Here is a 26,756-nt window from a genome sequence, read left to right as displayed (position 1 = left end):
CAGGGTAGCCGGGCGAAGAACCGGAACGTAGGCCGCCAGTGCCTCACTTGCGCCACAGCGTGATACATGGGCAAGCGGCCGGTTCGGGCTTTCTGACAGGCCACACAGGCAGCCCTGGCCCTGGCCACCCACGGGTATCAGATCGACGCCCGCACCCTGACGGAGCACGCCCGGTACCTCTACGGAGACGAGTACCGACCGACGCCCGAGTGCGACCTCGACCACCGCCCGGTACATCGACGCCGCCGTCGCCCGGCTCCGCGCCGCGGGCCATGAAATCCGGGACGAGGACAACATCGCCCGGCTCTCCCCGCTCAAGGACCGCAACCCGAACCTGCTCGGCCGCTACAGCTTCACCGCCTCCACCCCGACAGCCGGCGCCCTGCGGCCGCTGCGCGACCCCGATGCGTCCGCGCTCGACGAGGACGACGACGGACAGGAGTGAATACCAGGGGCTCTCGGTCCGCCCCCGCCGCAGACCGTAGCTCCGTCATCATGCTGTCGGTTCAGTGCGTCGCTCGTGGCGTGAGCGTGCAAGCTGGTGGGCGGCTCGCAGCAGCTCACGTGTTGCGGCCTGCGTGCGCTCGCCCGGGTTCACCACGGCCAGCCAGCCCAGGCTGCCGTACACGGGGTGCGCGATCACGGTGTCGGCGGCGCTGGGGTCCACCTCGGCGGAGGCCGGTTCGCGCGGCGCGTGCCCGGTCCACCGGATGAAGGCGTCCTTGCCGGCGGCGATGTTCACACGGAAGGTGTCCGGCCGGTCCAGGCGGGACGACTCGTCACCGGGGTAGTCCTTGGTCACGACGGTCGCGAAGGGCTGGGACGCCGTCGGCGTGACGCCGTCGGGGGCGTAGTAGAAGAACGTGTCGCCCCAACTGATCTCCGGCGTGCCGTCCCCGGATGCGGGCTTGAGGGTCAGGACGCCGTCGAGGGCCTCTACGAAGCCGATGATCTCTTCACTCGTCATGTTCTCCAGCGTTCCATTGAAGTGCTTGTGGAGACTTCTGGCCCCGGACCGCCTCTGGCATAGGGTTCTCTGCATGACAAGCCTCAAATCAGCGGGTATGCGCACTGCTGATGTCGCACGCGGCGTCGGATACTCCGTCCAGCAGATCCGCAACCTCGAACGCGACGGGGTGCTCCCACCCGCGGCTCGCACGGCCACGGGATACCGGACCTACGGCGAGGTGCATCTGCAGTCCGCCCTGGCCTACCGGGCCCTCGCCGCGGCGGCGGGGCCGATCGAGGCCAAGAAGATCGTCCGGGCCTTCCACCGTTGCCCCGCCTCGCAGGCCCTGGCCCTGTTCGACGCGGCGCACGCCCGACTCGACCGGGAGCGCGCCGAGCTGGGACAGGCCAAGGACGCCGCCCGCGCGATCTCCCGCGAGCCGATCGACGACGTACGCGCCTCGGACGCGATGAGCATCTCCGAACTCGCCGCCGCCCTCGATGTACGCCCCTCGACGTTGCGGCACTGGCATGCGGAGGGCCTCGTCGTCCCCGACCGCGACCCCGTGCGCGGAACCCGACGCTACACACCGGCCCAAGTGCGCGACGCACGGATCGTGCACCAGTTGCGCAAGGCCGGATACCGCATCACGCCACTCCGGGCCCTCCTGCCGCCGCTCCGGAACGCCCGCCGATCGCGGGACGTCGATTCGGTGCTGGCCGCCAGGGACGCCGGCATCACCACGCGATCCGCAGCCCTCCTCGACAGCGCCTCGGCACTCCGCGCCGTGCTCTCCCTGCGGGGGCGAACGGACTGATCCGAGGACGGCCGCGAGAACCCCGCCCGGACCGGTGGCGCGCCTTGAAGCACGACGGCCACCCTCATACCCGGCGGTCAGCATCCTTCGACACTCCGCCCACAGCTTCCAACCCTGTCGTCAAACGATCGAATGACGACGGGCGGCCGACACGCCCGATGAACCCGTGCGGTCAGGGGGTTCACGGCGGCCCGAATCCAATCAGATCCGATGGTGATTGCTGACAGGGTTTGACGACAGAGAGGGTCCGATCTCTCCGTCCGGAAGGCCCCCGGGGGGCGAACCTGGTCTACAAGTGGGTCTCGACCGACCAGCAGTCGACCGACCGTCAGAACCTCGTCCTGGGCACCCATGTCTCCACCGGCATCATCGGTGCCGTCCCAGAGCATCCGTTCCTCGCCGCCTGCGTACGGGAGCTGCCGGGCAGGGTCGAAGCGCTCCCCGAGGCGAGCACCGCGGTGAAGACCGGTCCGGGGCTGGCCACCACGGTCTACCGACGGATGTCGGCACAGACCGGCGGGCCCGCGATCACGGTGTTCCCCAGTGAGCTCTTCTGTCCCTACGGGTTCTCCGAGCAGCACCGTGCGGGCGAGGAGTTCCCCACGCCGACGGCGTCCACCACTGGGCCGCCAGAGGCACACCGCAGGAGCGGCACCGTATCGGGGAGTCCTGTCCTGGATCCGCTGTCCGGTGTACGGCGGGGTGCCCAAAACCGTTGCGCCCTGCCTCCACGTGCCGACGTGTCAGTGGTCCCGAGAGGATCTGAGCGGTCCCGGCGGTGCACTGTCGGGGCCGCTGCGTTCCCGGGGCGCGCGTACGGCGTCCGGCGCCCCTTGTGCGCTGCTGCGCCCCCTACCGTCCGCGTGGTGCAGCGGTCAGGATGGCCGGGTTGTTGTTCCGCGTGCGAAGGGGGAGCCCTGGTGGGTAAGCGGGAGAAGGACCAGCCGTTGGACAAGGGCAAGGCACCGCCCGGGAACGCGGACGGGAAGGTCGACAAGCCGGATCCGGGTAGTGAGGGGAAGCACCGGGCGCCGAAGAAGGACTGAGCGTGGACCTCGTGAAGTGGCGGGCGGTCCTTGACGAGGCGATGGAGGCGCGTGGGGCCTGGCCCGAGCGGGCTCCGTGGCTGCGCGAGGCCGTGGCCGCGTTGCCCCGGGACCGGTTCGCGCCGGAGCGGCTGTGGCGGTGGGACGGGCACGCGTACGTGGCGGTGGAGCGGTCGGTCGACCCTGACGGTTGGGCCGGCGAGCTGTACGGGCACCAGTCTGCGGCCGCGATCACCCAGGTGAGCGGCGGGCTGCCGTCGTCCAGCCTGTCCGCACAGGGCGTGGTGGTGGACATGCTGGACTCGTTGCTGTTGGAGCCCGGGCACCGAGTGTGGGACATCGGCGGTGGGCAGGGGTGGAACGCCGCGCTCGCCGCGCGGCGGGCCGGCCCGGGCCGGGTGGTGTCCACCGAGATCGACCCGGGGCTGGCCGAGTTCGCGCGGGCCCGGCTGGCGGCCGCCGGTCTGGACGTCGAGGTGCTGGTCGCCGACGCCACTGGTACGTCGCCGGGTAGTGGACGGTTCGACCGGGTGATCGCCACCTACGCCGTTGAACGGGTGCCCCGGACGTGGGTGGCGGCGACCCGCCCGGGCGGGCGGATCGTCTACCCGTGGGGGCGGCTGGGCCACGTCGCCCTCACGGTCGCCGACGACGGACGCAGTGCGACGGGTTGGGTGCAGGGTCTGGGGCAGTTCATGGCGGACCGGGCCGGCGCCGCGCCGCCGGTGGCGGGGCACACCGGGTACGCGGCGGTACGCGGCGACGGCCCGGCCGCGACCGAGCGGGTGGTGGAGCGGGACTTGGACGCTCTGGAAGGGAACTGGGACCTCCTGTTCGCGCTGCGGGTGGCGGTGCCGGACGCGGTGATCACCACCGGGCGGGACGAGGACGGGGTGAACGCCTGGGTCCACGACGGCGTCGCCTCGTGGGCGGCGTTCTCCGCGGTGGGCGACGGGACGACGGTGCTGCACCAGGGCGGTGAGCGGCGCATCGGTGACGAGCTGATGATCGCTTGGGCGATGTGGGAGGGCCTGGGCCGGCCGGAGCCGTGCGAGTACGGCATGACGGTGCGTCCGGACGGCCAGTTCGTGTGGCTGCGCGATCCGGTGAACGGCCCGCGCTGGACCGCCGGCGAGGCAGTGGCGGCCGGCGGTTCCGCTCGTTGAGCGCGGTGTGAGCAGCGTCCGTGTCGGTGCGGTCGGCCGGGTCGAACCCGGCCGAGCCCACATCGGCCGCCGTGGTGGGCGCCGGCTCGGGCCAGTGGCGGGTGCGCTGGAAAGGCGTACGTCGGCGGCTCGGCCCGCCGCGCCCCCGGGAACGCACCCGACCGGTCCACCCCCAGCCCGCGCTCCCACGCACGACTCACCGCACGCAACACCTGCGCCGGGCCACCCTCCCCGCGGCGCGACGTCCCCAGCACCGCGGCGTCCCCAGCACCGCGACGTCCCAGCCGCGGTCGTCGGGCAAGTCAGCCGTCCGTTCCGGCGGCCCCCCGCGGGCCCGGAGTGCGAGGCACCCCCGGCTCCCGCCGGATCACGTCCAGTGTCGCGACGAACTCCTCGACCTCCGCGGGCTCACCGCAAGGATCCGGACCCTGGAGGGGGAAGCTCTCCGAGCTCCTCGGCGCGCAGGCGTGAACACTCCGGACTCGGTGTCAGCGACCGCGGCTCCCGGCAGAGTTCTCTCCGGAGGAAGCCGTGAACAACCCCATGTGCTTGCGAGATGTGGCAGGGTCATGAGACGGATTCCGATCACCGTGGAGAACCGTGGGACCGCAGAACCGATCCGAGGGCGAAGCATCACTCGACCTGGGAACCTCACTGATCGACAAGGGCCGCTTCCACGACGCGATCGCACCGCTGCTGCGGGCCGCCGCGATCAGCGGTCCGGCGGCTCGGCGCCGGGCGACGGCGACGGCCCTGCTCCGACTCGGATTCGGACTCGGCGAACGGCAGGACTTCGCCGACGCGCTGCGAGTCCACGTCCGGGCGGCGGCGATCTTCGGCCAACTCGGCGATGTCGAACAGGAACTGCGGTGCCGCATCCTCACGGGCGTCTGCGAATGGCAGCTCAAGGCGTACGAGAGCGCGATCCAGATCTTCGAATCCACCGCGGCGAAGGCGCTCAGCGCGGACAGGACCGCGTTCCGGGCCCTGGCGCTGCTGAGCATCTCCTGCATCCTGATCGACCATCTGCGCCAGTACCGGCGGGCGGTCCCGTACGCGACCGAAGCCGCGAGGCTCTTCCGATCGACGGGCGACCACGAGCAGGCGGCCCACGCTCTCCGGCACCTCGACGAGGCGCGGCACGAAGGGAATACCTGATGGACCGGTTCGCCCTCTACTACCCGTACATCCACGTGCGCGACGACGACTGGCTCAAATACGCCGCCCTGTACTGGCCCAGGATGGCCCGGATCCGGCCGCCCGGCTACCCGCTCCAGGACTCGCCCGCCGCGCGGGAACTCCACGCCGCGCGCTGGCTGCTCGACCTCGAACCGCCGGCGTGGGCCGCCGCCGAGGCCGCCGAACCGTTCCTGGAACTGCTCCACGAACACGGCGCCGCCCTCCGGGACCGCTTCGGCCTCGACCGGATCGAGACCTGGGGCCTCCCGGTCGCCGAGGCCGGATTCGGCAACACGGGCGGCTTCTCGGCGGGCCGGGAGGAGCCCGACGAGGGCGACCCGACCTGGCTCAACCCGCGCTTCGGGTACGTCCACGCCGGCCGTATCAGCGGGCCCCTGCTCGACTCGGCCGTCGACCAGGGGCTCGCGCTCGTCGGACCGGGCCGCGGCGGGACCTGGGTGGCGATGCACCCCCGGCTGGCCACCGTCTACATGCTCGCGCTGGCCGAGCAGATAGCCGTCGCGAACCGCCTGCACCCGATCACCGACCAGACGCTGCCGCACGCCGCCATGTCCGGCTGGACCTTCGAGCGGCTCGCGGCGACGCTCCTCGACGGCCTCCCGGCAACGGATTGCGCGGTGCGGCCGGCGCCCGAGGAGGCGTTCGCGTTCATGGCGTTCGCGACGGTGATCCCCGCGGATCTGCGGAACGTCCCGATGGAGAAGATCCTCGATGTCCGCGCCGAATTCGGGGCTGAACTGGACGGGTTCCGGGAGTTCACGGCCGACCAGGTCCGGCAGCTCGGCGCCATCGAGGATGTCCGGGACGCGGGACTCTACCTGGAGTACCTGCACACCCAAGTCGACCGCGAGGTCCGCACGCGGCTCGACGACCTGGACGACCGCTTGCGCGGCGCCGGCCTCGAAACCGCTCGGGCCTTGGCCAATGTCAGGTCCGTGGCCCTCCCGCCGCTGGCCGCGCTCGCGGCGAACGCGGTCGGCGTCACCCCGGCGCTGACCGTCCCCGCCGTGGTCGCCGGCTGCATCGTGGGCGCGCCCCTCCAGTGGCGGCGCAAGCGCCGCGAGATCGCGCAGGAGTCGCCCGTCGGCTACCTGTTCCAGCTCAAGCGGGCCCTCGGCCCGGACACGCTGATCGACAAGTTGCGAAGGGCATGGCCGCTGTGACGGGCGACGGCGCCTCTTTCTCGGAGGCCTTCCACGAAGCGTTCCACGGACTCGACGCCGACTCCAGCCACGTGCTCATCCCCGAGCCCGCCGCTGATCCGGTGGTCCTCGCCCTTGCCGACCGGCAGACCCGGCACCTCGCCGAGTGTCTCATCGCCGAAGCTCCGTCCGACTGCCGGCGGATCACCGCGGTGTTCGCCCTGACGCTCCGGTCCGAGGCCTCACGCGTCCTCCGCTGGAACGGCCGCGCCTCCACCGACGCCGCGCCGGGACCCGGTGCGCTCCGACTGGCCCGCGAGCTGCGCCGGACCACCGCCCGGCTGCCGCGCGGGCCCTGGTGGCGTCTGATGCTCGACCTGCGCGTGGACGGCGGCGTCGACGTGGACTTCGACTACGGTGACGAGCCGTTCCCCGACGAGCACCTGTTCGCCCCCGAGGACTACCGGGCCGACCTCGAAGCCTTCGACTGGTCGGCGGAGAGGCTCCCGACCTGGTTGTCCGCCTTCGTCAGCCACGGCGGCAGACAGGAGCGCAGCCCGCGGAAGGCCGCCGTGCCGGCCGACACGCGCGGGCCGCGATCCGCGAAAGGCGTCTCGCCGAACGACATGCCCGGCCTCACCGAGACCTGGGCCCGCTGGGCCGTCGTGTCGGCGGCGTTCGTCGCGGCCGGTTCCGAACGGGGGCCGCGGATGCGGCCTTCCCACGCGCGGTTCGAGGCCTCGACACGCAGTGGCTCGACCCTGTGGCTGCTCGCGGACGGCCGCGCCGTCCTCTCCGGCGGCGTCTGGAACGCGCCCGGCCTGGTCGATGCCTATCGCGGCGACGCTCCGCACCCCGAACTGTTCGCGGGGGCGCCGGCATGGGTCGCCGATCCGTTGCTCGACGAACGGGGCAAGGTCGGTCTGATGTCCTTCTGTTACTGGTGGGAGAGCGGGCGCTGGCTGCGGGGCGAATCACCGAAGGCGGAGGAGCTCGCGACGGCGATTCCCGGGGTCTGGACTCGCGGAACGGTCGCCGGCATCGTGGCGAAGCTGGCCCGGCGCGTCACGCGATCCACCGAGACGGCCGCATTGCGCCTGGTCACAGCCGCCGAAGAGGGGGTCGCCGAGCGCACCGCGCTGGCCGAGGTCTTCGGGAACGTCGAGGACGCCGACCTCGACGGCGCCTACCACCAGCTGGTGATGGCGGGCGTCACGAACCGCACCGAGCTGCCGCAGCTTCCCCGTCACCAGGCGATCGCGATCGTTCGCCGCTACATGCTCGCCCACGACCTGGACACTCCCGACTACCGGGTCGCGGACCTCGTGGCCGACCGGGTGGACTGCGGATGGATGGTCTACGCGCCGGTCCCCGCCGGCGAGATGAGGATCGGCCGCGGGCTCTTCTTCGTCGCCGACGACGAGGTCCTGGAGATCACGGACACCCAGAGTTCCTACCCGGGCCGATACGCGGAGGAGGTAGCGCGCCGGTACCGTGAGCGCTGGGGGCTGTGAGCGCCGGGAGCTGTGAACGCCGGGGACTGTGAGCGCCGGGAGCTGTGAACGCCGGGGACTGTGAGCGCCGAGGGCTGTGAGCAGGTCAGGGCCGCGGTCCCGCCAGCTCCCAGTCGAGCGTCCACAGGCGTACGTGCCCGTCGCTTCCTCCCGAGACCGCGTATTCGCCGTCGGCCGTCAGAGCGAGCTGGCCCAGCTGCCCGGGCTGGGCCTCCACCGTCCGCAAGCAGGTGCCGGTCGCCAGGTCCCAGAGGCGCAGCTCCTCGCCGTCGTGGCTGGAGAGCAGGAAGCGGCCGTCCGGGGTGAAACGCATCCTCCGCGTGTTACCGCGCTGTCCTTCGAGCACGGCGGCGCAGGCGCCGGTGCCGGTGTCCCACACGCGGATCGACCGATCGTCGTAGCCGCCCGCGGAGGCCGCCAGGCTCCCGTCGGCGCTCATCGTCACGGCCATGACCCCATGGGTGTGACCGCGCAGCACGGCATCGCAGCGGCCGGTCCCGAGGTCCCAGAGGCGGACCGTCCCGTCGCTCGCGCCCGTGGCGGCGATTCGGTCGCCCGGGCCGATCCACACCGCCCGCGGCATTCCCGTGTGGCCCTCAAGCCTTCGCAGGAGGGTGCAGGTCTCCAGGTCCCAGAGCCGGAAACGCTGGTCGCTGCCGTCACCGCCGATGAGCGCGCGGCGCCCGTCGGCGGTGAAGCGGGCCGCGTCGGGACTCATGGCCATGGGGAGGATCCACCTGAGCGACTCGGGAATGACGTCGGTGCCGATGAGCCGGTCGTCGGACACCGAGTACCGTTGCGCGCCGCTGCCGGTCGACCACGCCCTGGCCGATCCACTGCGGCTCCAGGCCATGACGGTGCCGCCGTCGGCGCTGAGTTGCACCTTGTCGATGCCGGCGAGGGGGCCGCTGCCCCCGTGGGCGGTGATGGTCCGCAGGAGCGCGCCGGTGCCCGGGTCCCACAGCCGGATCTCACCGCCGTCACTGGTGGCCATGACGTCCCCGCTCGCACTGATGTCGAGCGAACCCACGGCCGAGCGGTGCGCCGCGAAACCGCGGGCCGGCCAGATCGCGCGAATGCCGGTGTGGACCAGTGACCGGCTGAGGACGTGCCAGGCGGCCATCACGCCGGGAGCACGCTCATGGCCGGGGACGGCGCGGGCGTCCCGGAGTGCGTGGAGCGCGGCGGCACGGTCGCCTGCCGCCTCCCGGGCCGCCGCGGTCTCCAGCAGCTCCCTCACCTTCTCCTCCAACAGGTTCAGCACGCCGTGCCTGCGGGGCAGGCTCACCTGGAAGGGAACGGCGGGAGAGTCGGGCATCCGCCACAGCCGTAGGGTGTTGTCCAGCGACGCGGACAACGCGAACCGGTCGCCCCTTCCCCAGCGGACGTGCCCCGCCGCGCCCTGGTGGCCCCGGAACGTCCGAACGCACTTGCCGGTCTCCAAGTCCCACAGACGGACCGCGCCGTCGCGGGCGCCGACCAGGAGTTTCGCGGCGTCGGCGCTGAGCGCGAGCGACTTGACGGAGCACCTCAGGGTCCGAACCCGCCGCGCTGTCCGCAGATCCCAGATCCCGATGGCATCGTGGCTGTCGGCGATCGCCGCGCGACCGTGGCCCATGTCGAAGCAGAGAACGGGCTGGTTCACACCTTTCCCGTCCAGCACCTGAGCGCACTCCCCGGTGCGCAGGTCCCAGAGGCGGGCGATGCAGTCCTCGTACCCGGCGACGAGGACCCAGCGGCCGTCAGGGCTGAGCTCGGCTTCCGGGAACTGCGCCAGCGGACCGTGCAGCCGGCGGCGGACCTGGCGCTGGCGCAGATCCCACACGACGACGTCGACGCCGTGCACACCGTCCTTCCTGACCCGTTCCGTGGCGACGGCGATGCCCTCCCGCGAACTGACCGCCGCCCAGTCGAGGGAGTTCGCCGCCCTGATGGTCCGCAGGCACCTACCGTCGGAAAGGTCCCAGATACGCATGACCGAGTCGTACTCGACCGAGGCGCAGTACCTGCCGTCGGGAGTGATCCGGACCGACCGGAGCTTGGCCCTGTGGCCGCGAAGCGTGCGCAGGCACCGGCCCGTGCGCACGTCCCACACGCGGACGTGTTCGTCGTCCCCACCGGTCACGGCGGTCCTCCCGTCCGCGGACACGTCGATGTGGAGCATCGGGTCGGGTTCTCCGGCGGCGGTCGGGCTCCAGCGGATCTCGTTGATCCCGACGCAGTCCGCGTCCGGCACGGTCCCGGCGCCGAGCGTCTGCAGCGCCTCGCCCACGTCCCGCAGCCCGGGCCGCTCGCGGTCGACGCGGTCGAGGAGCGGCCGGGCCTCGGCGAGGTCGCCCCGTTCGAGGTGGACGAGGCCGAGCGCGTGCCGTGCCGGCCAGGAGTCGTCGGTGTCGGTGCGGACGGCGTCGAGATCCGCGACCAGCTCTTCGTCGGTGATCTCGCCGCCACGCCAACGCCACAGCCCCGAGTTCAGGGTCGCCTCGGTGTGCTGCGGGTCGGCCGTGAGCGCCGCGGTGAACGCGGCGGCGGCCTCCTCGTCGCGATCGAGGTCGAGCAGTGACAGCGCCCGGTTGTTGAGCTCGTCGGCGCGCAGGTCGGCGGCCTTCGGCTCCAGGCGCCGGTACCGCTCCCCGGTGACCCGCAGATGGATCGCCGCCAGTTCCTCGGCGACGGCGGCCATCGACCCCGGCCGCTTCTCGGGGTCCGGGGCAAGGCAACGCTCCAGCAGATCGGCCAGATCCGGCGGCAGCGGCGGCAGGCCCGGCCCGTACGACTCGATCCCGTGCCGCTCTCTGATCGTGTCGTTCGCGAACGGTCCCCGGCCCCAGCGCGGCCCGCCGGTGAACATTTCGAGAACCGTGACACCGAGACTGAAGGTGTCCGTCCGCCTCCCGACCGGCCGGTTCGAAAGCTGCTCCGGCGAGGCGTACGCCGGTGTCCGCCCGCCCGCCGAGACCGGCGCGCTGACGCCGTGCGCAAGACCCCCGTCGTCCTCGGCGACGATCGGCCGGATGCGAGCCAGGCCGAAGTCGGTGACCTTGGCGACGATGTCGCCGCCCTGGACGTCGAGCAGCACGTTGGCGGGCTTGACGTCCCGGTGCACCAAGCCCGCGGCGTGCGCATGGCCCACGCCCCAGGCCATCTGGACCGCCAGGTCCACGATGCGCGCCACGGCCGCGTCCGGGCCGCCCCCGTACAGGCGGCGGTCGGCGATCCAGTCGTGCAGGCTGCCGTCGCCAACGTACTCGGAGAAGACGTAGGGGACGCCGTCGACCACGCGCACGTAGTGGCACCCGCAGATGTTCGGGTGCAGCCCGAGCGCGACCCACGCCTCGGCCTCGGTGACGAACCGTTCGCGCTGCTCATCGGTCGCGAACACCTCCGGCTTCGGTGTCTTGACCGCCAGGTCGATTCCCCACTGCCGGTGCAGGACCCGCAGCACCCGCCCCATCCCGCCCTCCCCCGCGACCTCCTTGACCTCGTAGCGATCGTCGAGAACCTCCTCGACTGCCCTGTCGCCCATGTCCAACGCGCCTTCGCCGAATCGACTGAAACCTCCTCCCTATTAGAGACCGCGACATCCGGGTCTGTACGGTCAACGACGGATCGGCGCGACGGGCCGGCCTGTCCTCACCCCCGGGGACGGGCCGGCCTGTCCTCACCCCCGGGGACGGGCCGGCCGCGCCTGGGCGCCGACGGCGCTACTTCTGCCAGCCGACGGTCTCGGGCAGCGGGCTGAGGAAGATGGCGGCACCGACGTTGGCGAGTCCCTTCCGCAGGCCGTAGGTGGAGGGTCCGCTGTAGAGCGGCAGCAGGGAGTACTGCTGGAGGGCCTTCTGCTCCAGCTTGTTCACGGCCTCGATCTGCTGGCCGAGGTCGGCGATGTCCCCGGTGGCGCGGATCTCCTGGTCCAGTTCGGGGGTGCCGGCTCCGGTGATGTTGGACTCGCGGTCCGAGCAGTAGAAGTCGCACAGGGACCGCGCGCCGAAGGGGTCCGTCGAGCGGTTGCCGGAGATGAACAGGTCGAAGCGGCGCTCGCTGAGCACCTTGGAGAAGTCGTTCGAGGAGACCTTGTTGACGGTCAGCCGCACGCCGACGGCCTTGAGCATCGCGGTGAACGCCCCGGAGACGGCCTTCTCGACGGGGTCGTCGCCGAGCAGGGTGTAGCCGAGTTCGAGTTCCTTGCCGTCCTTGGCGCGGATGCCGTCGGACCCGGGCTTCCAGCCGGCCGCGTCCAGGGTCTTGCGCGCCTCCTGCGGGTCGTACTTCAGCACGGCGGAGACGTTGTCCTGGTAGCCCTGCTGGAAGCTGTAGAGGACCGCCGAGCCCGGCAGCGGCTCGCTGTAGTTGAGGCCCTGGAACCGGATCTTCGTGATCTGCGAGCGGTCGATGCTCTCCTGCACCGCCTTGCGGACCTGGACGTCACCGAGGAACGGGGACTTGGTGTTGAGGTACAGCGCGTACTCGAAGGGGCTGCCGCCGCTGCGCACCTCGGCGTCCTTGACGGCCTTCACCTGCTTCAGGTTCTCCGCGTCCCCGACCGGGGCGTAGTCGATCTCGCCGTTCTTGAAGGCGTTGATCGAGGCGGCGCGTTCGAGGTTGACGTAGACGCGCTTGTCGAGCTTGCCCTTGCGGCCCCACCAGGTGGGGTTGCGGACGAAGGTGATGTTGCCGGACTGGGCGTCCCAGGTGCCCACGGTGTACGGTCCGGCGCCCCATTCGGGGTGCGCCGTCTTGACGTACGCCTTGTTGAAGTTCTCGACGGTGGCGGCCTGGGGGTGCAGGAAGGTGGTGAACAGCGCGGACCAGGAGGCGTTGACACCCTTGAAGGCGATGACCGCCTGCTTGTCGTCCGCCCCCCGGGTGACGGACGTGATGCGGTCGTAGCCGTCGGTGGAGGAGGCCGCGTACTCCTTGTCCGAGCCGTTGTTGGCCTTCCAGGTGGCCTCGATGGCACGCCAGTCGATCGGGGTGCCGTCGTTGAACACGGCCTTGGGGTTGAGGGTGATGACGACCTTCTGGTCGCCGCCCTCGACGGAGACCTTCACGTCGCTGTAGTAGTCCAGGTTGTACTGGACCTCACCGGTGGGCGAGTAGGTGATGGCGTCGGCGTTGTACCAGGACCAGATCCGCAGCGCGTTGAGGGTGCCGTTGACGTTGAAGGGGTTGCCCTGCTCGTCGAAGGTGCCCGCGGTGGTGTAGGTGCCGCCGTCCTTGAGGTTCTCGTACGGCTGGGGGTTGTAGTCGGTGACCGAGGACGCGACCTTGGCGGCGTTCTGGGTCTCCTTCCCCGAGGAGTCACCCGAGGAGGACGAGGAGGAGCAGGCGGTGGCGGCGACCGAGACGGCCGCGACCAGCGCGAGGGGCAGAGCGAGCTTACGGCGCACGGGATGTCCTTGATGGAGAAGAGGGCTCGGGTGAGAAGGCGCGAGCGGGTGAAAGGGAGGGAGCGGGTGAGAACGCGGGAGCGGGTGTGTCAGACCGCGTGGCAGGCGTACTGGTGGTCGGAGGCGTCCGACGCGCCGACCGTCGAAGGCCGTTCGGTGCGGCAGCGCGTCCGCACGCTCTCGTCGGCCTCCCGGTGGAGCGGGCAGCGGTCGACGAACACGCAGCCCGCCGGCAGCCGGGCGGCGCTGGGCTGCTCGCCCTCCAGGACGACGCGCTCGCGGCGGCGCTCGCGCTCCGGGTCGGGCAGCGGGATCGCCGACAACAGGGCCTTCGTGTACGGGTGCCGCGGCCGGGCGAAGATCTCCTCGGTGGCGCCGGACTCGACGATGTGTCCGAGGTACATCACCGCGATCCGGTCGGAGAAGTACCGCACCACGGCCAGGTCGTGCGCCACCACGAGGTAGGCCAGGCCGAGTTCCCGCTGCAGCCGGACGAGCAGGTTGACGATCTCGGCCTGCACGGAGACGTCCAGGGCGGACAGCGGCTCGTCCAGGACCAGCAGCTTCGGCTCGCGCGCCAGGGCGCGGGCGATGCCGACCCGCTGGCGCTGGCCGCCGGACAGCGCGGCGGGGAAGCGGTCGCCCACGGCCCGGTCCAGCCCCACCAGGTCCAGGAGCTCCGGGACCCGGGACCGGACGGCCGACCGGTCCGCGCCGGCCGCCTGGAGCGGTTCGGCCAGCAGGTCGAAGACGGTCAGTCGGGGGTCCAGGGCGTCCGTCGGATCCTGGAGGACGATCTGGATCTCGCGCCGCAGCTCCCGCACCTGGGCCGCCGAGCGCAGCGTCGCGACGTCGGTGCCCGCCACCTCGATCCGGCCGCCCTCGGGGACGCGCAGGCGCAGGACCTCGCGCAGCGTGGTGGTCTTGCCGCTGCCGGACTCCCCCACCAGGCCGAGGGTTTCGCCCTCGCGCAGCTCGAAGCCGACGCGGTTGACCGCGTGCAGGGTGCCCACCCGGCGCTTGAGGAGGGTGCCCTTGGTGACGGGGAACGTCTTGACCAGGTCCTCGACGCGCAGGACCACGTCGCCGACGGTCCGCTCCGCGGCGCGGGCCGGCACCGCGCCGACGGCGTGCCCGGCCGGGTCCAGGCTGCCGTCGGCGATCTCCTGCGCGCGGTGGCAGGCGACGCGGCCGGGCCGCCCGGCGGGTGCGGTCAGGTCCGGCTCGGTGGTCCGGCAGACGTCCCGGGCCAGCGCGCAGCGCGGTGCGAAGGCGCAGCCGTCGGGCAGGCCGACCAGGGAGGGCGGCTCGCCGCCGATCGGGATCAGGGGTCGTTCGACGCCGCTGTCCACGGTGGGCACGCCGGCCAGCAGCCGGGCGGTGTAGGGCATGGTGGGACGCTCGAAGAGTTCGTCGACGCCCGTGTGCTCGACGATCCGTCCGGCGTACATGACGGCGACGTCGTCGGCGTAGCCGGCCACCACGCCCAGGTCATGGGTGATGAGGACGAGACCGGCGCCGGTCTCGCGCTGGGCCAGGCGCAGCACGTCGAGGATCTGGGCCTGGACGGTGACGTCGAGCGCGGTGGTGGGCTCGTCGGCGACGAGGACCGAGGGCTTGTTGGCGATGGCCAGGGCGATGACGACGCGTTGGCGCATGCCGCCGGAGAACTCGTGCGGGAACGCCTTGGCGCGTTCGCGCGGGTCGGGGATGCCGACCAGGTCGAGCAGTTCCACCGCCTGCTCCCAGGCGTCCTTCCTGGACAGGTCCCGGTGCACGCGCAGGGCCTGGGAGAGCAGCCGGCCGACGCTGAAGATGGGTGTGAGCGCGGACATCGGGTCCTGGAAGACCATGCCGATGTCCTTGCCGCGGACCCGGGAGAGTTGTGTGTCGTCCATCGCGGCCAGGTCGCGGTCGCCCAGCAGGATCCGGCCGCCGAGCCGCGCTTCGGGCGGCAGCAGTCCCATGACGGCGAGGGCGGTGGCGGACTTGCCGGAGCCGGACTCGCCGACGATGCCCAGGGTGCGCCCGGGCAGGAGGTCGAAGTCGACACCGCGCACGGCCTCCACCGGTCCTGCCTCGGAGGGGAAGGAGACGCGGAGGTCGCGTACGGACAGGACGGGTGCGGGCCGGGCGGGCCCGGCCTCGGGTCCGGTACCGGGTCCGGTACCGGTACGGCGGGTGGGTACGAGGGTCATCGTCGGCCTCCTGCCGCGCCGGTGGTGGACGTGGGGTCGAGGGCGTCGCGCAGGCCGTCGCCGACGAAGGTCATCGAGATGGTGAGCAGCACGGTCAGCCCGGCGGGAAAGGCGAAGAGCCAGGGCGCGCTGGTGATGGTGCCCGCGCCGTCGGCGAGCATCGTGCCCAGGGAGACGTCCGGGGTCTGGACGCCGAAGCCGAGGAAGGACAGGGCGGTCTCGCTGAGGACGGTGGAGACGACCCCCAGGGTGAGGTTGACGATGAGCAGGGAGCCCAGGTTGGGGATGATGTGGCGCAGGACGATGCGCAGGGGGCGCACGCCCATGTACTCCGCGGCGAGCACGTAGTCCCGCTCGCGCAGGGACGTGGACACCGACCAGACCACGCGGGTGGTGGACATCCAGCCGAACACCGTCAGGACGAGGATCAGGACCCGCCAGTCGCCCGCCAGCCGGTGCGAGACCAGGGCGAGGATGAGGAAGGAGGGCACGATCAGCAGGAAGTGGATGAGGGCGAGGGTGGCCTTCTCCACCCGGCCCCCGAGGTAGGCGGCGCCCGCGCCCACGACCGCGGAGACGGCGACGGTCAGGACGGACACCGTCACCGCGATCACCAACGAGCGCTGGAGACCGTGCACGGCCGAGGCGTAGACGTCGTTGCCGCCCTGGTTGGTGCCGAACCAGTGCTCGGTGCCGGGAGCCTGGGTCAGGGCCGAGAAGTCGGCGTCCGAGAAGTGGTACGGGGTGAACAGTTGGCCGAACGCGCTGAACAGCACGAGCAGCAGGAAGATCACCACGCCGGCGACGGCGGTCCGGTTGCGCCGGAAGCGGCGCAGGTAGAGGCGGCGCCGGCCGAGGTAGCGCCCGTCGTGCCGGGTGCCCGGCCCCTCGGTGGCCGGCCCGGGCGCGGTGGGCGGCCGCTCAGGGTTCGTGTCGGGCGCGGTGGCGAGGACGCCGTCGGGGGTCGTGTCGGGACTCACGGGGGTGCCCATCTCAGCTCACCCGCACTCTCGGGTCGAGAAGAACGGTGGTGATGTCCGCGAGGATCGCGCCGATCGCGGTCAGGGCGGCGGCGAACGCGGCGGTCGCCACGGTGCCGTGCACGTCGTTCTTGTTGATGGTCTGGATGAAGTACTGGCCCATGCCGTTCCAGCCGAAGATGGTCTCGGTGAGGACGGCACCGGTGAAGACGGCCGGGATGCCGAAGGCCACGGACTGGGCGGTGGGGATCAGGGCGGTGCGCAGGGCGTGCCGGCGGATCGCCTGGGCGCGGGTGAGCCCGGTGGCCCGGGCGGTGCGCACGAAGTCGGAGCCGATCACATCCAGCAGCAGGGAGCGCTGGGTGAGGTGGTAGCCCACGTACCCGGTCAGGGTGAGCGTCAGCGTCGGCAGGATCAGGTGCGCCAGCCGGTCGCCGAGCGTCGCCCAGAACCCCTCCACGTCCGGGGACTTCTCGCCCGCGACGTACAGGAAGTGCCAGCCGGCCTGTTCGTTCAGCCGAATCGCCAGCAGGACCAGGGCGAGTGCGGCGATGGACACCGGCACGTTGAACAGCGCCATGGACAGGGCCTGGGCGGCCCGGTCCCGCCAGCCGTACTGGCGCGAGGCGGTGTGGACGGCGAGCGCGACACCGACGACGACGGACAGGAGCGTCGCGCCGATCACCAGCTGGGCGCTGACGAGGGAGCGGTAGCCGATCTCCCCGTTGACCTCCACCCCGACCGGGGAGCGGCCCCAGTCGAAGCGCAGGACCACCCCGGTCAGCCAGTCCCACCAGCGGTGGAGCAGCGGCTCGTGCGGGTCGAGGTTGTAGGGGGCCAGGGCCCGGGAGATCTGTTCGTCGGTGCGGACCGGGCGCAGCTCCTTGAAGTTCGAGCGCGGGTCGAGGAACGAACTGGCGAGGAAGTACGTGGCGTTGGTGGCCACCGCGATCACCAGGAACCAGCCTGCCGTCCTGCGTGTCACGTACCGGAGCACGGGCGCCACCTCCCCACGGGATACGGCGGGTGCGACTGGGAAACGCCGGGTCTGGCGGATCTGAGCATGGGGGTGGAGCTCTTTCGGTCCAGGGGGGTGCTTGCACTGTGGTGCAGAGGCCAAGTCTGTGTGCGAGCGACAGGTGACACCAGTGGTCCAGACATGTGGACACGAGAACGAAACACCCCTGAAGTACACGGACGTGTCCGCGTCACACGCCGTCACTTCGCAGGTGGGAGCGGGTACGGAAGCCGCAGGGGGCGTGCGGCACGGTCCCAGCGGAGGTGGACGGCATCGAGTGCTCCGAGGCGCTCCGGGAGCAGTTCGTCCTCGCGGATCAGGGCTCGCGTCCGGTCGAGCCATGGCGACTGGCCGCCATCCAACTCGTCGTTGCGGAGATCGAGCCGGAGCAGCCTGATGCCCCTCGACCGCGCGCCGTCTGACCGTCGGACCAAAGAACACCTTGAGCCGTCCGTTCCCATCGCCGTGAACGCTCTCGGACGCCGCGACAAGACCACCAGCCGCCTCCGCGCCATGGCCGTCAGCGCAGAAGACAACCTGCGCCGGTAGGACGAGGCCATCACCTTCGAGACCGATGAGTCCCGGCCGGAGAACCTCCGCAAGGGCCGGGATCACTGGCCCCGGCCACACCTGGGAGCACGCCTACCACCCGCGGTACCGCAACATCCGCCCCGACCACGTCACCCGCCCGCGGGACACCGTCAACCGGCAGGGCTCTCGGCCCGCTTCACGGCCGCGAAGAGCGCCTGACCTCGTCCACCACGACACTCCCGCGTACCCGTCGGCGATCCTGTGCGCCCTTGAGTACGACTCGTGGGAGGGAGGGGTCACCGCGTCGAACGATCCCTCCGGTGACGTCCTGGAGGCGCGCTTCTTCCCGATCGACGAAGCCCTGCGGGTGATGGCCGAGACCACCGGGCTGCCCCATCACCAGCCGGTCGTGGAGTACCTGCTGGGCCGGGCGCCCGCCGGCACCACCTGGATGTACCGCAGGACCGACGGCGGCACCGACGAACTCGTCGCGCATTTCGCGCCCTCCGTTCCTTGACCAGCCGACCGCGGCACCCCGTCGACCCGCGGGCCGGACTGCCGCGTGCGCGGCCCGCTACGACACCGCAGCGGACGGCGCCGAGGCGTTCAGCACTCGGGCAGCGGGCAGCGGGCAGCCGCGGGGGGGGGTGGGGTGAGGGCTTCACGTATGTCGGCGAGCAGGTCCAGGAGGAAGCGCGCGCCACAGCAGCACACCGACGGCGGCGGCACGACAACGGGGCCGCCGACGACCCGACGGCGTCCACCCAGGGCGACGACATCGCCATGACGGGCGCCGCCATCGCGTCCCTTGCGCCGGCGGTGCCCCCGGCACCGACCTGCCCACCGCTACCGTTACCTCCGCCTTCCCCTCCGTCGCTGTGCAGCTGATCCACCGCCAGGACGAAGCGCCGGCGGCAGTCCAGCGTCGGCCGCGCGTGCTCAGGCCCTGGCCCCCGGACCCGGCGCGCGCGGTCCGGTTCGGCGCCCTCCCGGACCGCCGTGTGGACGGCCCGCGCCACCCCGCGCCCCACAGCGAGCGCGGGCCACCGAACGGCTCCGGGCTCTCCCCCGCTCCGGCGCGCCGCCACCGTGACCTCGTCGGACGGCGTACCGGAGCGCTGGTGGCAGACCCACGGTCCCGGACAGGGCGGGTGTCCGCCGGCCATCCGGCAGCGACCGGCGGACACCCGCCTACCGGTCGTCCGAGGAGTCGGCGTCGTCCTCGTCTGCCGGCTTGTGGGGGTCGTCGAAGGCAACATCGATGTGCTGCTCGGGACGGCGTTCCTCCTGGCGGATGAGAGACTCCAGAACCTCCTCGTCACTGTCGGTCAACGGCGGCTGGATCAAGCCGCGCGGCCACAGTCGTCGGGCGAGGACCACGTTCGTCTCCGCCGCGTAGACGGTCACCTGCGCCACCAGATACAGCCAGGACAGCAGGCCGATCACGGTGGAGAAGAACCCGTAGACCTGGGTGGCGTGGCGCAGCTGGTGAGTGACCAGGAGCGCGCCGAAGGCCTGCAGGAGTGTGAACAGCGGTCCGGCGATCGCACAGCCGGGCAGCAGGGCACGCGTGCCGATCTCTTTGGGAGTGAGGATGCGGAAGCACGCCAGGCTCAGGGCGGTGTTGACGAGAGCGGAAAGTACCAGAGCGCCGATGCGGGCGCCCGTGCCTGCCAGGGCGGTCGTGATCAGGCCGGCCGCGACGGTGGCCACGATCAGTCCGGTCCCCAGGACGGCGAACAGCGCGAGGCTGCGGGCCAGGCGCGGCCAGTAGCCGGGACGCTTGATCCCGGGGACGTTCCACACCTCGGCCATGCTGTGCTGCAGGACCTGCGCGATCCCCAGCGCGCCGTACAGCAGCCCCAGGATGCCGACGGCCAGGGCCAGGCCGCTGCCCTGGACGGTGTGGACGTTCTGGCCCAGCTGGTCCCCGATGATCGGGAAGTCGGCGAGCGCGGAGTCGACCACGGCCCGCTGCGCGCCGGGGTGGCCGTGCAGGACGAAGCCGAGCACGGTGGACAGGATCAGCAGCAACGGGATGAGTGAGACGAACCCGTAGTAGGTGATCAGTGCGGCCAGCAGCCCGCCGCGGTCGTCGCCGTACTTCTTGACCACGCCGACGCCCACGGCCAGGGCGGTGCGGCGCTGCTGGACGCGGTCCACGGCCCGGATCAGGCGTTCGACCAGGTTCATATCAGGTCCTCCTGCCGCCTGTGCGATCGGACGTTCCGGGAGGCGTCTACCCGCGAACCGTTCGGGTACCCGGTCCGAACCTGCCGGCGGACACCGCGCGCCCGGTGCGATCCCGGCACACGGACTCGTCCGCGGCACCGCCACGGCGATCGTGTCAGGCTCTCGCAGCGCCGGACGCGAATCGGGCAGCGGATTCGAGCAGCATCGCGTGAACGAAGGCCTGGGGGTAGGTTGCCGGGCGGCCGGCGCCGGGCGACGTCGAACTCCTGCGCGTTCAGACGCGCCGGCCCGCGCGCAGCGCCGTCGCGTTCGAACCGGCGCACCGCCTCGACGATTCCGCGCCGCTGGTACTACTCGGCCAGGGTCTTCGTGAAGCCGCGTAGCGGGAACGCCCTTCCACGGGTGACGGCATGACGGGCGGAGTACTCGAACCAACCCAGTTAACGTCATATTGACGATAACTGGATGTTCGAGCTACGGTGCCGAGTACGACCGGCGAGTGCGGATTCTGAGCATCGCGACACGCTTGTCCATCACCAGCGATCCACATCCCCGAGCAGAAGGCCGCGACCATGAGCACGGACAAGCGCGACCGGATACAGGCCTGCCTGGAAGCCGAGATCAAACGGCTGTGCGCGATCATCAAGGTGCCTCCCTACGGTGTCCCCAATTTCACGTACCTGGAGGGCCCGAGCGGATGCTTGTCGGTGAGACCCGACGGCACCCTGTTCCAGGGCTACTTCGAGCGCGGGGAACTGCTCTCCGAACGGGAGACCCGCGACTGCGACGAGTTCCTCTACTGGATCTTCGTGGACGCCGCCAGCTACACCGCCTACACCCGGGCCCGCGACCGCCCACTCGGAGGCGGCCCGACCGAGCGCGAACTCGCCCACCAGGAATCCCTCCTCCACGCACTCAACCCCCGATGGGCCGAGCGCCGGCGCCGCGAACGACTCGGCGGACGACACGAACACCAGGACGACCGGCCCGCCCCCGAAGCCCCGTCGGCGCCCGCCGGCGGAGACGCCCCGGCATAGCCGCCGCGGTCTCCTCCGGCACGGACGGCCGAGACCGGCGGGGCTGGCGGGTACTGGCTTGAACCGGCCGAAGTAGCGGGCGGTGACCCAGTGCCTCGACCTGTTCGGGTGGGCGCGGATGGCCCACTTGCGGGCGAGCTTCCACATGTAGTCGTCCAGGGAGGCGAAGACCTCGCTGGAAACCACGTCGCGGCAGTAGGCCGCCCAACCCCGGATGATGGGGTTGAGCCGGTGCAGCACCGCCGCCGCGTTGGCCCCGTTCAGGGCGGGCACTTCGGTGCCGAGCCTGTCCCGGATCCGTCTGACGGCCTCGCGGCTGGGTTTGATCAGCAGCTTGCCGTGATAGCGGCGGACGGTGAACCCGAGAAAGTCAAAGCCCTGTTCGAGGTGGACGACACTCGTCTTGTCCTCGTTGAAAGCCAGACCCCGGGGCGCCAGCCACTGGGCGACGTTCCTTAACCTGTTCGGCCTATTCCCGCGAGTGGCACAGGGCGACAAGATCGTCGGCGTATCGAACCAGCAGTGGGGAGCCCGGCATCGTGTCGTCAGCGCGGCGGCCCGCCTGCCGGTGCTGCACTCCCGCGGCCGTCTCCATTCGTGCAGGGCGATGTTCAAGAGGACAGGGCTGATCACGCCGCCTTGAGGAGTTCCCTCCCCGGTCGGGGTGAGCCGGCCGTCCTCGACCACGCCGGCCTTCAGCCAACGCTCGACCGTTCCCCGGGCGGGGAGGGAGCCGAACTGGGTGAGAAGGTGGGTGTGGTCGATCCGGTCGAACGCCGCCACCAGGTCCGCGTCCAGCGCCCACCGACGCAGGGCACTCTTACCCTTGGCCGTCCAGTAGATCGCCGCGATCGCGTCCTGGCAACTGCGGCCGGGCGAAAGCCGTACGGCTTTGACTCGAACCGCGCTTCCCACTCGGGCTGCGCCACGGTAATCACCGTCGCCGTACTAGATCGACCCTTCAGCTGCGGAACTCAGGGCCGACCTGGACAAGGGCCGGAACCCATCCGGCGCACGCGCGGGCCAGCACAAGGCGCCCACCTCTCGGCTGCCCACAGCGAACCACCCCACGGACCTGGGCCTCGCGACCCGTTCCGCAGTCGAAGGTGCCAAGGGCGCGGCGACGTCGCGACGAATCGGGTCGTGCTCACGAGCAACACATGGAATCCGCCTCGTACTCCCATCTCCCTGACTAGGATGCCTTCTTGGCTGGCCGTCGTTCCTGGAGCGCGAGGTGACAGATTGTCCGACATGCTGACTCTGGCAGGCTTGGGCGGGGCCGCGCTGTCCGAGGGGATACGGTTCCTGTATGGGCAGGCCGAGGAGGTGCTCCGGAGGCGCCGCGAAGCTCGGGCAAGCGCGAGCTCGGGAAACTCCTCCTCGCCCTTGTCGCTCTCGGCTGCTGAGTCGACGAGTCCCGACCACGCTCTGGGCGAGCGGTTCGAGGGAGACATCCATGCACTGATGGTCGAGCTTGAACCCTATCGGGCCGGATCCGGCGCACGGCTCCTCGCTGACCCGGGAGACCGGCAACTTGTCGACACCGCCGAGGCATTGCGACGCATTCTGAGCGTCGTCCTCGGGACACCGCTCACGCCGGGCAGGGAGTCAGCCCAGACCGTCGACGTTCAGCTCGATGTCGAGCAGGTAGCCGGGTACGTGGCCGGGGTCCGGGGTCGAGCCCCGAAAGAGGTCGACCTCAAGGTGGTACTCAAGGCCGGCACCGTGGGCGAGGGCGGACAGGTGCTCGGCGTCGATTTCGGTACCGGGGGCTGACGTTGCCCGCGATGGGGAGCTTGTCGTTCGAAGGGTTGGTCCAGCGCCACAACGGCGAGGACCACGTGGAGCGCTATTGGCTGACGACAGCGGTCGATCAGGCCCTCACCGCGGAGTCCACCAGCCTGGTACTGGTCACCGGTGAACCGGGGGCGGGAAAGACGGGGTTGTTGGCGAGCCTGGCCCACTCCCACCCCGATTGGCTGCGCTACTTTGTCGGTGCGGTCGACAACGACGACCGCGCAACTGGAGACATCTCCTCGTTCCTCTTGTCCATTGGACATCAACTTGCCCGCCGTCGACCAGAGTTGTTTGATATCGAACGCCTTTCCGTGGTGGTGGAGCAACACTTCGGAGAGGTCAGGCCAGGTGCCCGGGCGACCGGGATTCGGATTGAGGATCTGACCGTCTCCCCGTTTCACCGGACGGCCACGCTCGTAGTGAAGCAGACCGCCGACTTGCTCGGCGGCTCGGTTCTCGGCGTAGAGATCGGCACAGCCCATCTCGAACCCCGGCTGCTCGCTCCGGACAATCTGGCGCAGCTGGCACTGGTCGGTCCTGCCAGAGTTCTGCTGGCCCAGGATCCTGATGCTCGCATCGTGATCCTTCTCGATGCGTTGGACGAAGCTGCGGAGTCCGGAGATGAGGGCGGCACCGGTCTGCTTCACTGGCTGGCAACGAACGCTGTGCTGCCGCCGAATGTCAGCGTCGTCGTGTCGTCCAGACCGTTCTCTGGTCTCGACCTGTTGCGGATCGCGCGCGTCGAGCAGTTGGCCGAGATCGACCTGGCTCCCGGGATGCGGCAGATCTCGGACGACCTACTGGCCCTTGCCCGGAAAGCGCTCGACACTGCCGAGGTGAACGCCACCGTAGAGACGAAGGGACTGCTGCCGGACCAGTTTCAGCGACGTGTCGCCGCCCGGGCTTCCGGTAACCTCCTTTACCTCGCATGCTACGCACGGGCCTTGACCGATGCCATAGACGAATCGGACGGCCCTGTGGTTGACCGGCTGCTCGATCTCGACGCTCTACCACTGCAGTTGGCCGGCATCTACGGGCTTTTTGTGGAGACTGCTCGACAGCAGATCGAGGCGCTCGGCGTGGTCAGGCTGTCCGAACCGACCGGCCGCGGCTCGACCGTGTATGCATGGGAGACGGTGGGTCAACCCGTCCTCGGTGTACTCACCGTCGCACAGGAACCGCTGACCGAGGACCAGCTCGTCGAACTGTCCGGGGTTCCCGCGCGACGACGACATGTTGAGAATGTCATCGCTCGTCTGCGCTGGCTGCTCGATCTCAGGGACGGACGCATCGCCCTGTATCACTCTTCGGTCGGGGAGTTCCTCAGAAGCGATCTGGCCCGCGCACGCCACAGAAACTGCTGGGTCGACGCGGAGGAGTGGCACGACCAGATCGTGAGCCACTACCGGGGTCCCGCCGCGAGCTGGCCACAGGTGGACTGGTCACGCGTGGACCGATACGGGCTGGCCCACCTCGGGCATCACCTCCTCGAGTCCGGCACACAGCTGTCGGCCGACGCCGCCGAGCTGCCCTGCGCCGGTCTGCTGATTGCGATCAGAACCGAGTTCGGCGCGGAGCGCCGCTTTCTCGATCTCGTCGACCGCACGGCTCGCCGCTTCGCGCACCAGGCTCCGCCGACGGTCGGCCTGCCTGCCCTCATGTACCTGGGTGTGGTGCGCCATCAGGCCGCGCGGCCGAGCACCGCGCTTCCGCCGCCGGTCCTCGGTTTACTCGCCCGGCTCGGACGGCGCAAGGAAGCGGTCGAACGGGCAGCCTCAATCGCACCCTCGGTACAGCAGTTCGCAGCGGTGGGTGAGATCCTCCGCTACCCGGGCCCGGACGACGGGGGGCCGTCGACGCGTGACCTTCTCGAACTGCTCGTTGAATCCGCTCTGGCAATCCCCCGAGGCCGCGAAGCACTCGTCCACGTCGATAGTGCGGTGGAAACCGTCGCGGAGCTTCTCGCCCCGCACGACCTCGACCGCGCATTACGGCTCTGGCACTACGGACAGCGACTGGGCGGGACTTCACGAACCACTCCGCCCGACGCTCTCTACCGGTCCGCCGCACTTGCGGAGCCGGACACCGACCGGGCCACCGCACTGATCGCGGAAATCCAGGTCACGCAATGGAAGGACTTCTTCGATCTGGCCCGACGCGCTGCCCCCGCACAGGCCGCTGCCCTACTGCGCCGCGCCGAGGCCATCCTCGAGGACAGCGAGCCCACCGCGCGCGTGCAGGGGTTCGCCAGCCTCGCCGCCCGATGGTTGCGCTACGACGAGGCCGTCGGTCGAGACCTACTGGCCCGGACCCGAGAGCAGGCACACGAGGTTCGCGAGGACCCACAGGCCGCCGAGGGCCTGGTGGAAGCAGCTCGTCTGGTGGCTCAGCTGGACCCCGCCGCCGCCCGCGCCCTGATCGGCCCCCTGGACACCATCAAGATCAACGGCTACAGCAGCGGCGCGCTCCTGGAAGCTGCCCGGCTGTGGACCGACTGGGCGGAGCCGGGACGGGCGCAGACGCTCGTCGATCGGTATCTCGCCAAATCCCGCGACCCATGGTCGCGGCTCAGCGCGCTGTCAGCGGTGGGCCGGTCGAGCGCCTCCGACGAGACATCAGCACTCGAGGAGATCCTGACGGGCGTACCCGGGCCGGTGAGCGACCCGGACACCCATCCCATGGCCGTCAGCGACCGCGACGACGAGCTCGCGGACGTGGTCCAGCGAATGGCCCGGCACGACCTCCGCCGAGCGGCGCAGATCGCCGGCGAGATCCAACGCACCACCTGGAGGCCCAGCTGGCTGCCGCGCTACGCCGCTACGCCGAACCCGATGCGCGACATCAGCGGTGAGGACCGAAACTCCGTTCTCGCTGCTCTCGCTCACATCCACCTCAACCGGGGAGAGACTGCCGCGGCCGAAGCGATCCTCGACGAACTCCTGGTGGCCCGTCACACCCCGTTGATCGGCGGCGGCCCCTTCGAGTTCCTCTACAGCTCGTCTCCGGAGCCCTCCGACACACCAGACGGGCACGACCAGGACGACGACCTGTTCGGGGAAGTGGGCCTGCACAATCTCTACAATGACTGGTCCGACCGCGTCCGCCGGCACTTCTTCCGGGACCCGGCAGATGTCGTCCGAGCGGTGGAGCTCGGACACCATGGCAGTCTGGCCACTGCCGTCCGCCGATTCGCTGAGCAGTTGGCGGGTACCGATCGGCCACTCTCGCTCTCCTTGATCCACTCGATCGCAGCACCGGAGGAACGAGCTATCGGGCTTGCCACCCTGCACTTAGCGGCCCACGACGCGGGGCCTGACGGCGCCAAGCACGGGCCGGAGGCGGAGGCATACTCCAACGAGCTGAACAACGCCCTCGCGGAAGTCCCCTACTATCGGTGGACCGTCGAGACGGATCCGGACAGCGAGGCGCTGGCCTACCTCCGCCCCGATCACCGGCTGTGCTTCGAACTGGCAGCACGCGTCAGGTACACGTGCCGCGAGGAAGACCTGAATGCGGCTGCGAACCTTCCTTACCTCTACCAGGCAGCTCTGTGCTCGTTCTTTGCCTCGGTGTCGGCAGACTACCCCGAGGCCTTGGCCCGGTCGTCGCCCCGTAAACCTCCCTTCGAGGACTTCCACCAACGGAATCTCCGCCTGCAGAGCGAGTTCCCCGCGCCCGATCCACTAGTGTCCTGCGCCGGAGATCCGTCGTTAGATCGTGCATGAGTGGTTCTCCGGATGTGCCGGTGCGTCGTCGTGGTCCCGCGTTGGAGCCGTTG

Annotated in this window: 18 protein-coding genes and 3 pseudogenes; 12 read left to right on the top strand and 9 right to left on the bottom strand. The window is 70.6% G+C overall.

Annotated features, from left to right (window positions below; all coding sequences use genetic code 11):
* Window positions 1-223: 223 nt before the first annotated feature.
* A pseudogene (locus tag ACFXHB_RS31130) lies at window positions 224-445 on the top strand (hypothetical protein); the annotation flags it as partial.
* Window positions 446-493: 48 nt separating this feature from the next.
* On the opposite strand, the gene ACFXHB_RS31125 reads toward ACFXHB_RS31130, so the two are convergent.
* Entirely contained in the window at window positions 494-967 is a 474-nt protein-coding gene (locus ACFXHB_RS31125) for a DUF6194 family protein (protein ID WP_380578021.1), read from the bottom strand.
* A 97-nt stretch (window positions 968-1,064) separates the two neighbouring features.
* Between ACFXHB_RS31125 and ACFXHB_RS31120 the strand changes: the two genes are divergently transcribed.
* From ACFXHB_RS31120 to ACFXHB_RS31110, 3 genes are all read left to right on the top strand, one after another.
* Window positions 1,065-1,766: a MerR family transcriptional regulator gene (locus tag ACFXHB_RS31120; RefSeq protein WP_380578020.1), complete on the top strand. Its 702-nt coding sequence runs from the start codon at window positions 1,065-1,067 to the stop codon at window positions 1,764-1,766.
* A gap of 920 nt (window positions 1,767-2,686) precedes the next feature.
* Window positions 2,687-2,812, top strand: coding sequence for a hypothetical protein (locus ACFXHB_RS31115; RefSeq protein WP_380578019.1), 126 nt, complete (start codon window positions 2,687-2,689; stop codon window positions 2,810-2,812).
* 2 nt (window positions 2,813-2,814) lie between these two features.
* Window positions 2,815-3,978: a protein-L-isoaspartate O-methyltransferase gene (locus ACFXHB_RS31110; protein WP_380578018.1), complete on the top strand. Its 1,164-nt coding sequence runs from the start codon at window positions 2,815-2,817 to the stop codon at window positions 3,976-3,978.
* Window positions 3,979-3,988: 10 nt separating this feature from the next.
* On the opposite strand, the pseudogene ACFXHB_RS31105 reads toward ACFXHB_RS31110, so the two are convergent.
* Window positions 3,989-4,178: pseudogene (locus ACFXHB_RS31105) on the bottom strand (hypothetical protein); the annotation flags it as partial.
* Window positions 4,179-4,578: 400 nt separating this feature from the next.
* Here ACFXHB_RS31105 and ACFXHB_RS31100 point away from each other — a divergent pair.
* The 3 genes from ACFXHB_RS31100 to ACFXHB_RS31090 are packed head-to-tail and all read left to right on the top strand — an operon-like array spanning window position 4,579 to window position 7,834.
* On the top strand, window positions 4,579-5,136 hold the full coding sequence (locus ACFXHB_RS31100; protein ID WP_380578017.1) for a hypothetical protein: 558 nt from the start codon (window positions 4,579-4,581) through the stop codon (window positions 5,134-5,136).
* A complete protein-coding gene (locus ACFXHB_RS31095; RefSeq protein WP_380578016.1) occupies window positions 5,136-6,341 on the top strand; it encodes a DUF6236 family protein in 1,206 nt (401 codons plus the stop codon). The genes ACFXHB_RS31100 and ACFXHB_RS31095 overlap by 1 nt, the downstream gene beginning before the upstream one ends.
* On the top strand, window positions 6,329-7,834 hold the full coding sequence (locus ACFXHB_RS31090; RefSeq protein WP_380578015.1) for a hypothetical protein: 1,506 nt from the start codon (window positions 6,329-6,331) through the stop codon (window positions 7,832-7,834). The genes ACFXHB_RS31095 and ACFXHB_RS31090 overlap by 13 nt, the downstream gene beginning before the upstream one ends.
* 85 nt (window positions 7,835-7,919) lie before the next feature.
* On the opposite strand, the gene ACFXHB_RS31085 is transcribed toward ACFXHB_RS31090, so the two are convergent.
* The 5 genes from ACFXHB_RS31085 to ACFXHB_RS31065 form a co-directional block, all read right to left on the bottom strand.
* Window positions 7,920-11,360 (bottom strand): WD40 repeat domain-containing serine/threonine protein kinase, encoded by a 3,441-nt coding sequence (locus ACFXHB_RS31085; RefSeq protein WP_380578014.1) that lies wholly within the window; start codon window positions 11,358-11,360, stop codon window positions 7,920-7,922.
* A 178-nt stretch (window positions 11,361-11,538) separates the two neighbouring features.
* Window positions 11,539-13,224: an ABC transporter family substrate-binding protein gene (locus ACFXHB_RS31080; protein ID WP_380578013.1), complete on the bottom strand. Its 1,686-nt coding sequence runs from the start codon at window positions 13,222-13,224 to the stop codon at window positions 11,539-11,541.
* A gap of 89 nt (window positions 13,225-13,313) precedes the next feature.
* On the bottom strand, window positions 13,314-15,422 hold the full coding sequence (locus tag ACFXHB_RS31075) for a dipeptide ABC transporter ATP-binding protein (RefSeq protein ID WP_380578012.1): 2,109 nt from the start codon (window positions 15,420-15,422) through the stop codon (window positions 13,314-13,316).
* On the bottom strand, window positions 15,419-16,414 hold the full coding sequence (locus tag ACFXHB_RS31070; protein ID WP_380578011.1) for an ABC transporter permease: 996 nt from the start codon (window positions 16,412-16,414) through the stop codon (window positions 15,419-15,421). Before ACFXHB_RS31070 ends, ACFXHB_RS31075 begins: the two co-directional genes overlap by 4 nt.
* A 1-nt stretch (window position 16,415) precedes the next feature.
* Entirely contained in the window at window positions 16,416-17,399 is a 984-nt protein-coding gene (locus tag ACFXHB_RS31065) for an ABC transporter permease (RefSeq protein WP_380578010.1), read from the bottom strand.
* Window positions 17,400-17,683: 284 nt separating this feature from the next.
* Here ACFXHB_RS31065 and ACFXHB_RS31060 point away from each other — a divergent pair, with 284 nt between their 5' ends.
* Window positions 17,684-17,842: a hypothetical protein gene (locus ACFXHB_RS31060; RefSeq protein WP_380578009.1), complete on the top strand. Its 159-nt coding sequence runs from the start codon at window positions 17,684-17,686 to the stop codon at window positions 17,840-17,842.
* A gap of 152 nt (window positions 17,843-17,994) precedes the next feature.
* Window positions 17,995-18,468, top strand: coding sequence for a hypothetical protein (locus ACFXHB_RS31055; RefSeq protein WP_380578008.1), 474 nt, complete (start codon window positions 17,995-17,997; stop codon window positions 18,466-18,468).
* Window positions 18,469-19,142: 674 nt separating this feature from the next.
* Here the strand turns inward: ACFXHB_RS31055 and ACFXHB_RS31050 are convergent.
* Entirely contained in the window at window positions 19,143-20,144 is a 1,002-nt protein-coding gene (locus ACFXHB_RS31050) for a YihY/virulence factor BrkB family protein (protein ID WP_380578007.1), read from the bottom strand.
* 572 nt (window positions 20,145-20,716) lie between these two features.
* Between ACFXHB_RS31050 and ACFXHB_RS31045 the strand changes: the two genes are divergently transcribed.
* Window positions 20,717-21,181: an Imm63 family immunity protein gene (locus tag ACFXHB_RS31045; protein WP_380578044.1), complete on the top strand. Its 465-nt coding sequence runs from the start codon at window positions 20,717-20,719 to the stop codon at window positions 21,179-21,181.
* A 129-nt stretch (window positions 21,182-21,310) separates the two neighbouring features.
* On the opposite strand, the pseudogene ACFXHB_RS31040 reads toward ACFXHB_RS31045, so the two are convergent.
* Window positions 21,311-22,096, bottom strand: a pseudogene (locus ACFXHB_RS31040) (reverse transcriptase domain-containing protein); the annotation flags it as partial.
* A 336-nt stretch (window positions 22,097-22,432) separates the two neighbouring features.
* On the opposite strand from ACFXHB_RS31040, the gene ACFXHB_RS31035 reads away from it, so the two are divergent.
* The gene (locus tag ACFXHB_RS31035; protein WP_380578006.1) at window positions 22,433-22,957 is read left to right on the top strand and encodes a hypothetical protein; all 525 of its coding nucleotides are present in this window, start codon (window positions 22,433-22,435) and stop codon (window positions 22,955-22,957) included.
* A 20-nt stretch (window positions 22,958-22,977) separates the two neighbouring features.
* Window positions 22,978-26,703 carry a hypothetical protein gene (locus ACFXHB_RS31030; RefSeq protein ID WP_380578005.1) on the top strand — a complete coding sequence of 1,242 codons (3,726 nt, stop codon included), beginning with the start codon at window positions 22,978-22,980 and terminating at the stop codon, window positions 26,701-26,703.
* The last annotated feature ends 53 nt before the right edge of the window (window positions 26,704-26,756 follow it).

This window comes from Kitasatospora sp. NPDC059327 (assembly GCF_042752535.1).
Lineage (GTDB): Bacteria > Actinomycetota > Actinomycetes > Streptomycetales > Streptomycetaceae > Kitasatospora.
The sequence above is the reverse complement of the archived record's forward strand: the minus strand, read 5'-3'. Positions and strand labels throughout refer to the sequence as shown.

Coding starts and splice junctions, on each gene's coding strand:
- ACFXHB_RS31125 (WP_380578021.1), bottom strand. CDS start 967: ATGACGAGTGAAGAGATCATCGGCTTCGTAGAGGCCCTCGACGGCGTC.
- ACFXHB_RS31120 (WP_380578020.1), top strand. CDS start 1,065: ATGCGCACTGCTGATGTCGCACGCGGCGTCGGATACTCCGTCCAGCAG.
- ACFXHB_RS31095 (WP_380578016.1), top strand. CDS start 5,136: ATGGACCGGTTCGCCCTCTACTACCCGTACATCCACGTGCGCGACGAC.
- ACFXHB_RS31090 (WP_380578015.1), top strand. CDS start 6,329: ATGGCCGCTGTGACGGGCGACGGCGCCTCTTTCTCGGAGGCCTTCCAC.
- ACFXHB_RS31085 (WP_380578014.1), bottom strand. CDS start 11,360: ATGGGCGACAGGGCAGTCGAGGAGGTTCTCGACGATCGCTACGAGGTC.
- ACFXHB_RS31075 (WP_380578012.1), bottom strand. CDS start 15,422: ATGACCCTCGTACCCACCCGCCGTACCGGTACCGGACCCGGTACCGGA.
- ACFXHB_RS31070 (WP_380578011.1), bottom strand. CDS start 16,414: ATGGGCACCCCCGTGAGTCCCGACACGACCCCCGACGGCGTCCTCGCC.
- ACFXHB_RS31055 (WP_380578008.1), top strand. CDS start 17,995: ATGAGTCCCGGCCGGAGAACCTCCGCAAGGGCCGGGATCACTGGCCCC.
- ACFXHB_RS31050 (WP_380578007.1), bottom strand. CDS start 20,144: ATGAACCTGGTCGAACGCCTGATCCGGGCCGTGGACCGCGTCCAGCAG.
- ACFXHB_RS31045 (WP_380578044.1), top strand. CDS start 20,717: ATGAGCACGGACAAGCGCGACCGGATACAGGCCTGCCTGGAAGCCGAG.
- ACFXHB_RS31035 (WP_380578006.1), top strand. CDS start 22,433: ATGCTGACTCTGGCAGGCTTGGGCGGGGCCGCGCTGTCCGAGGGGATA.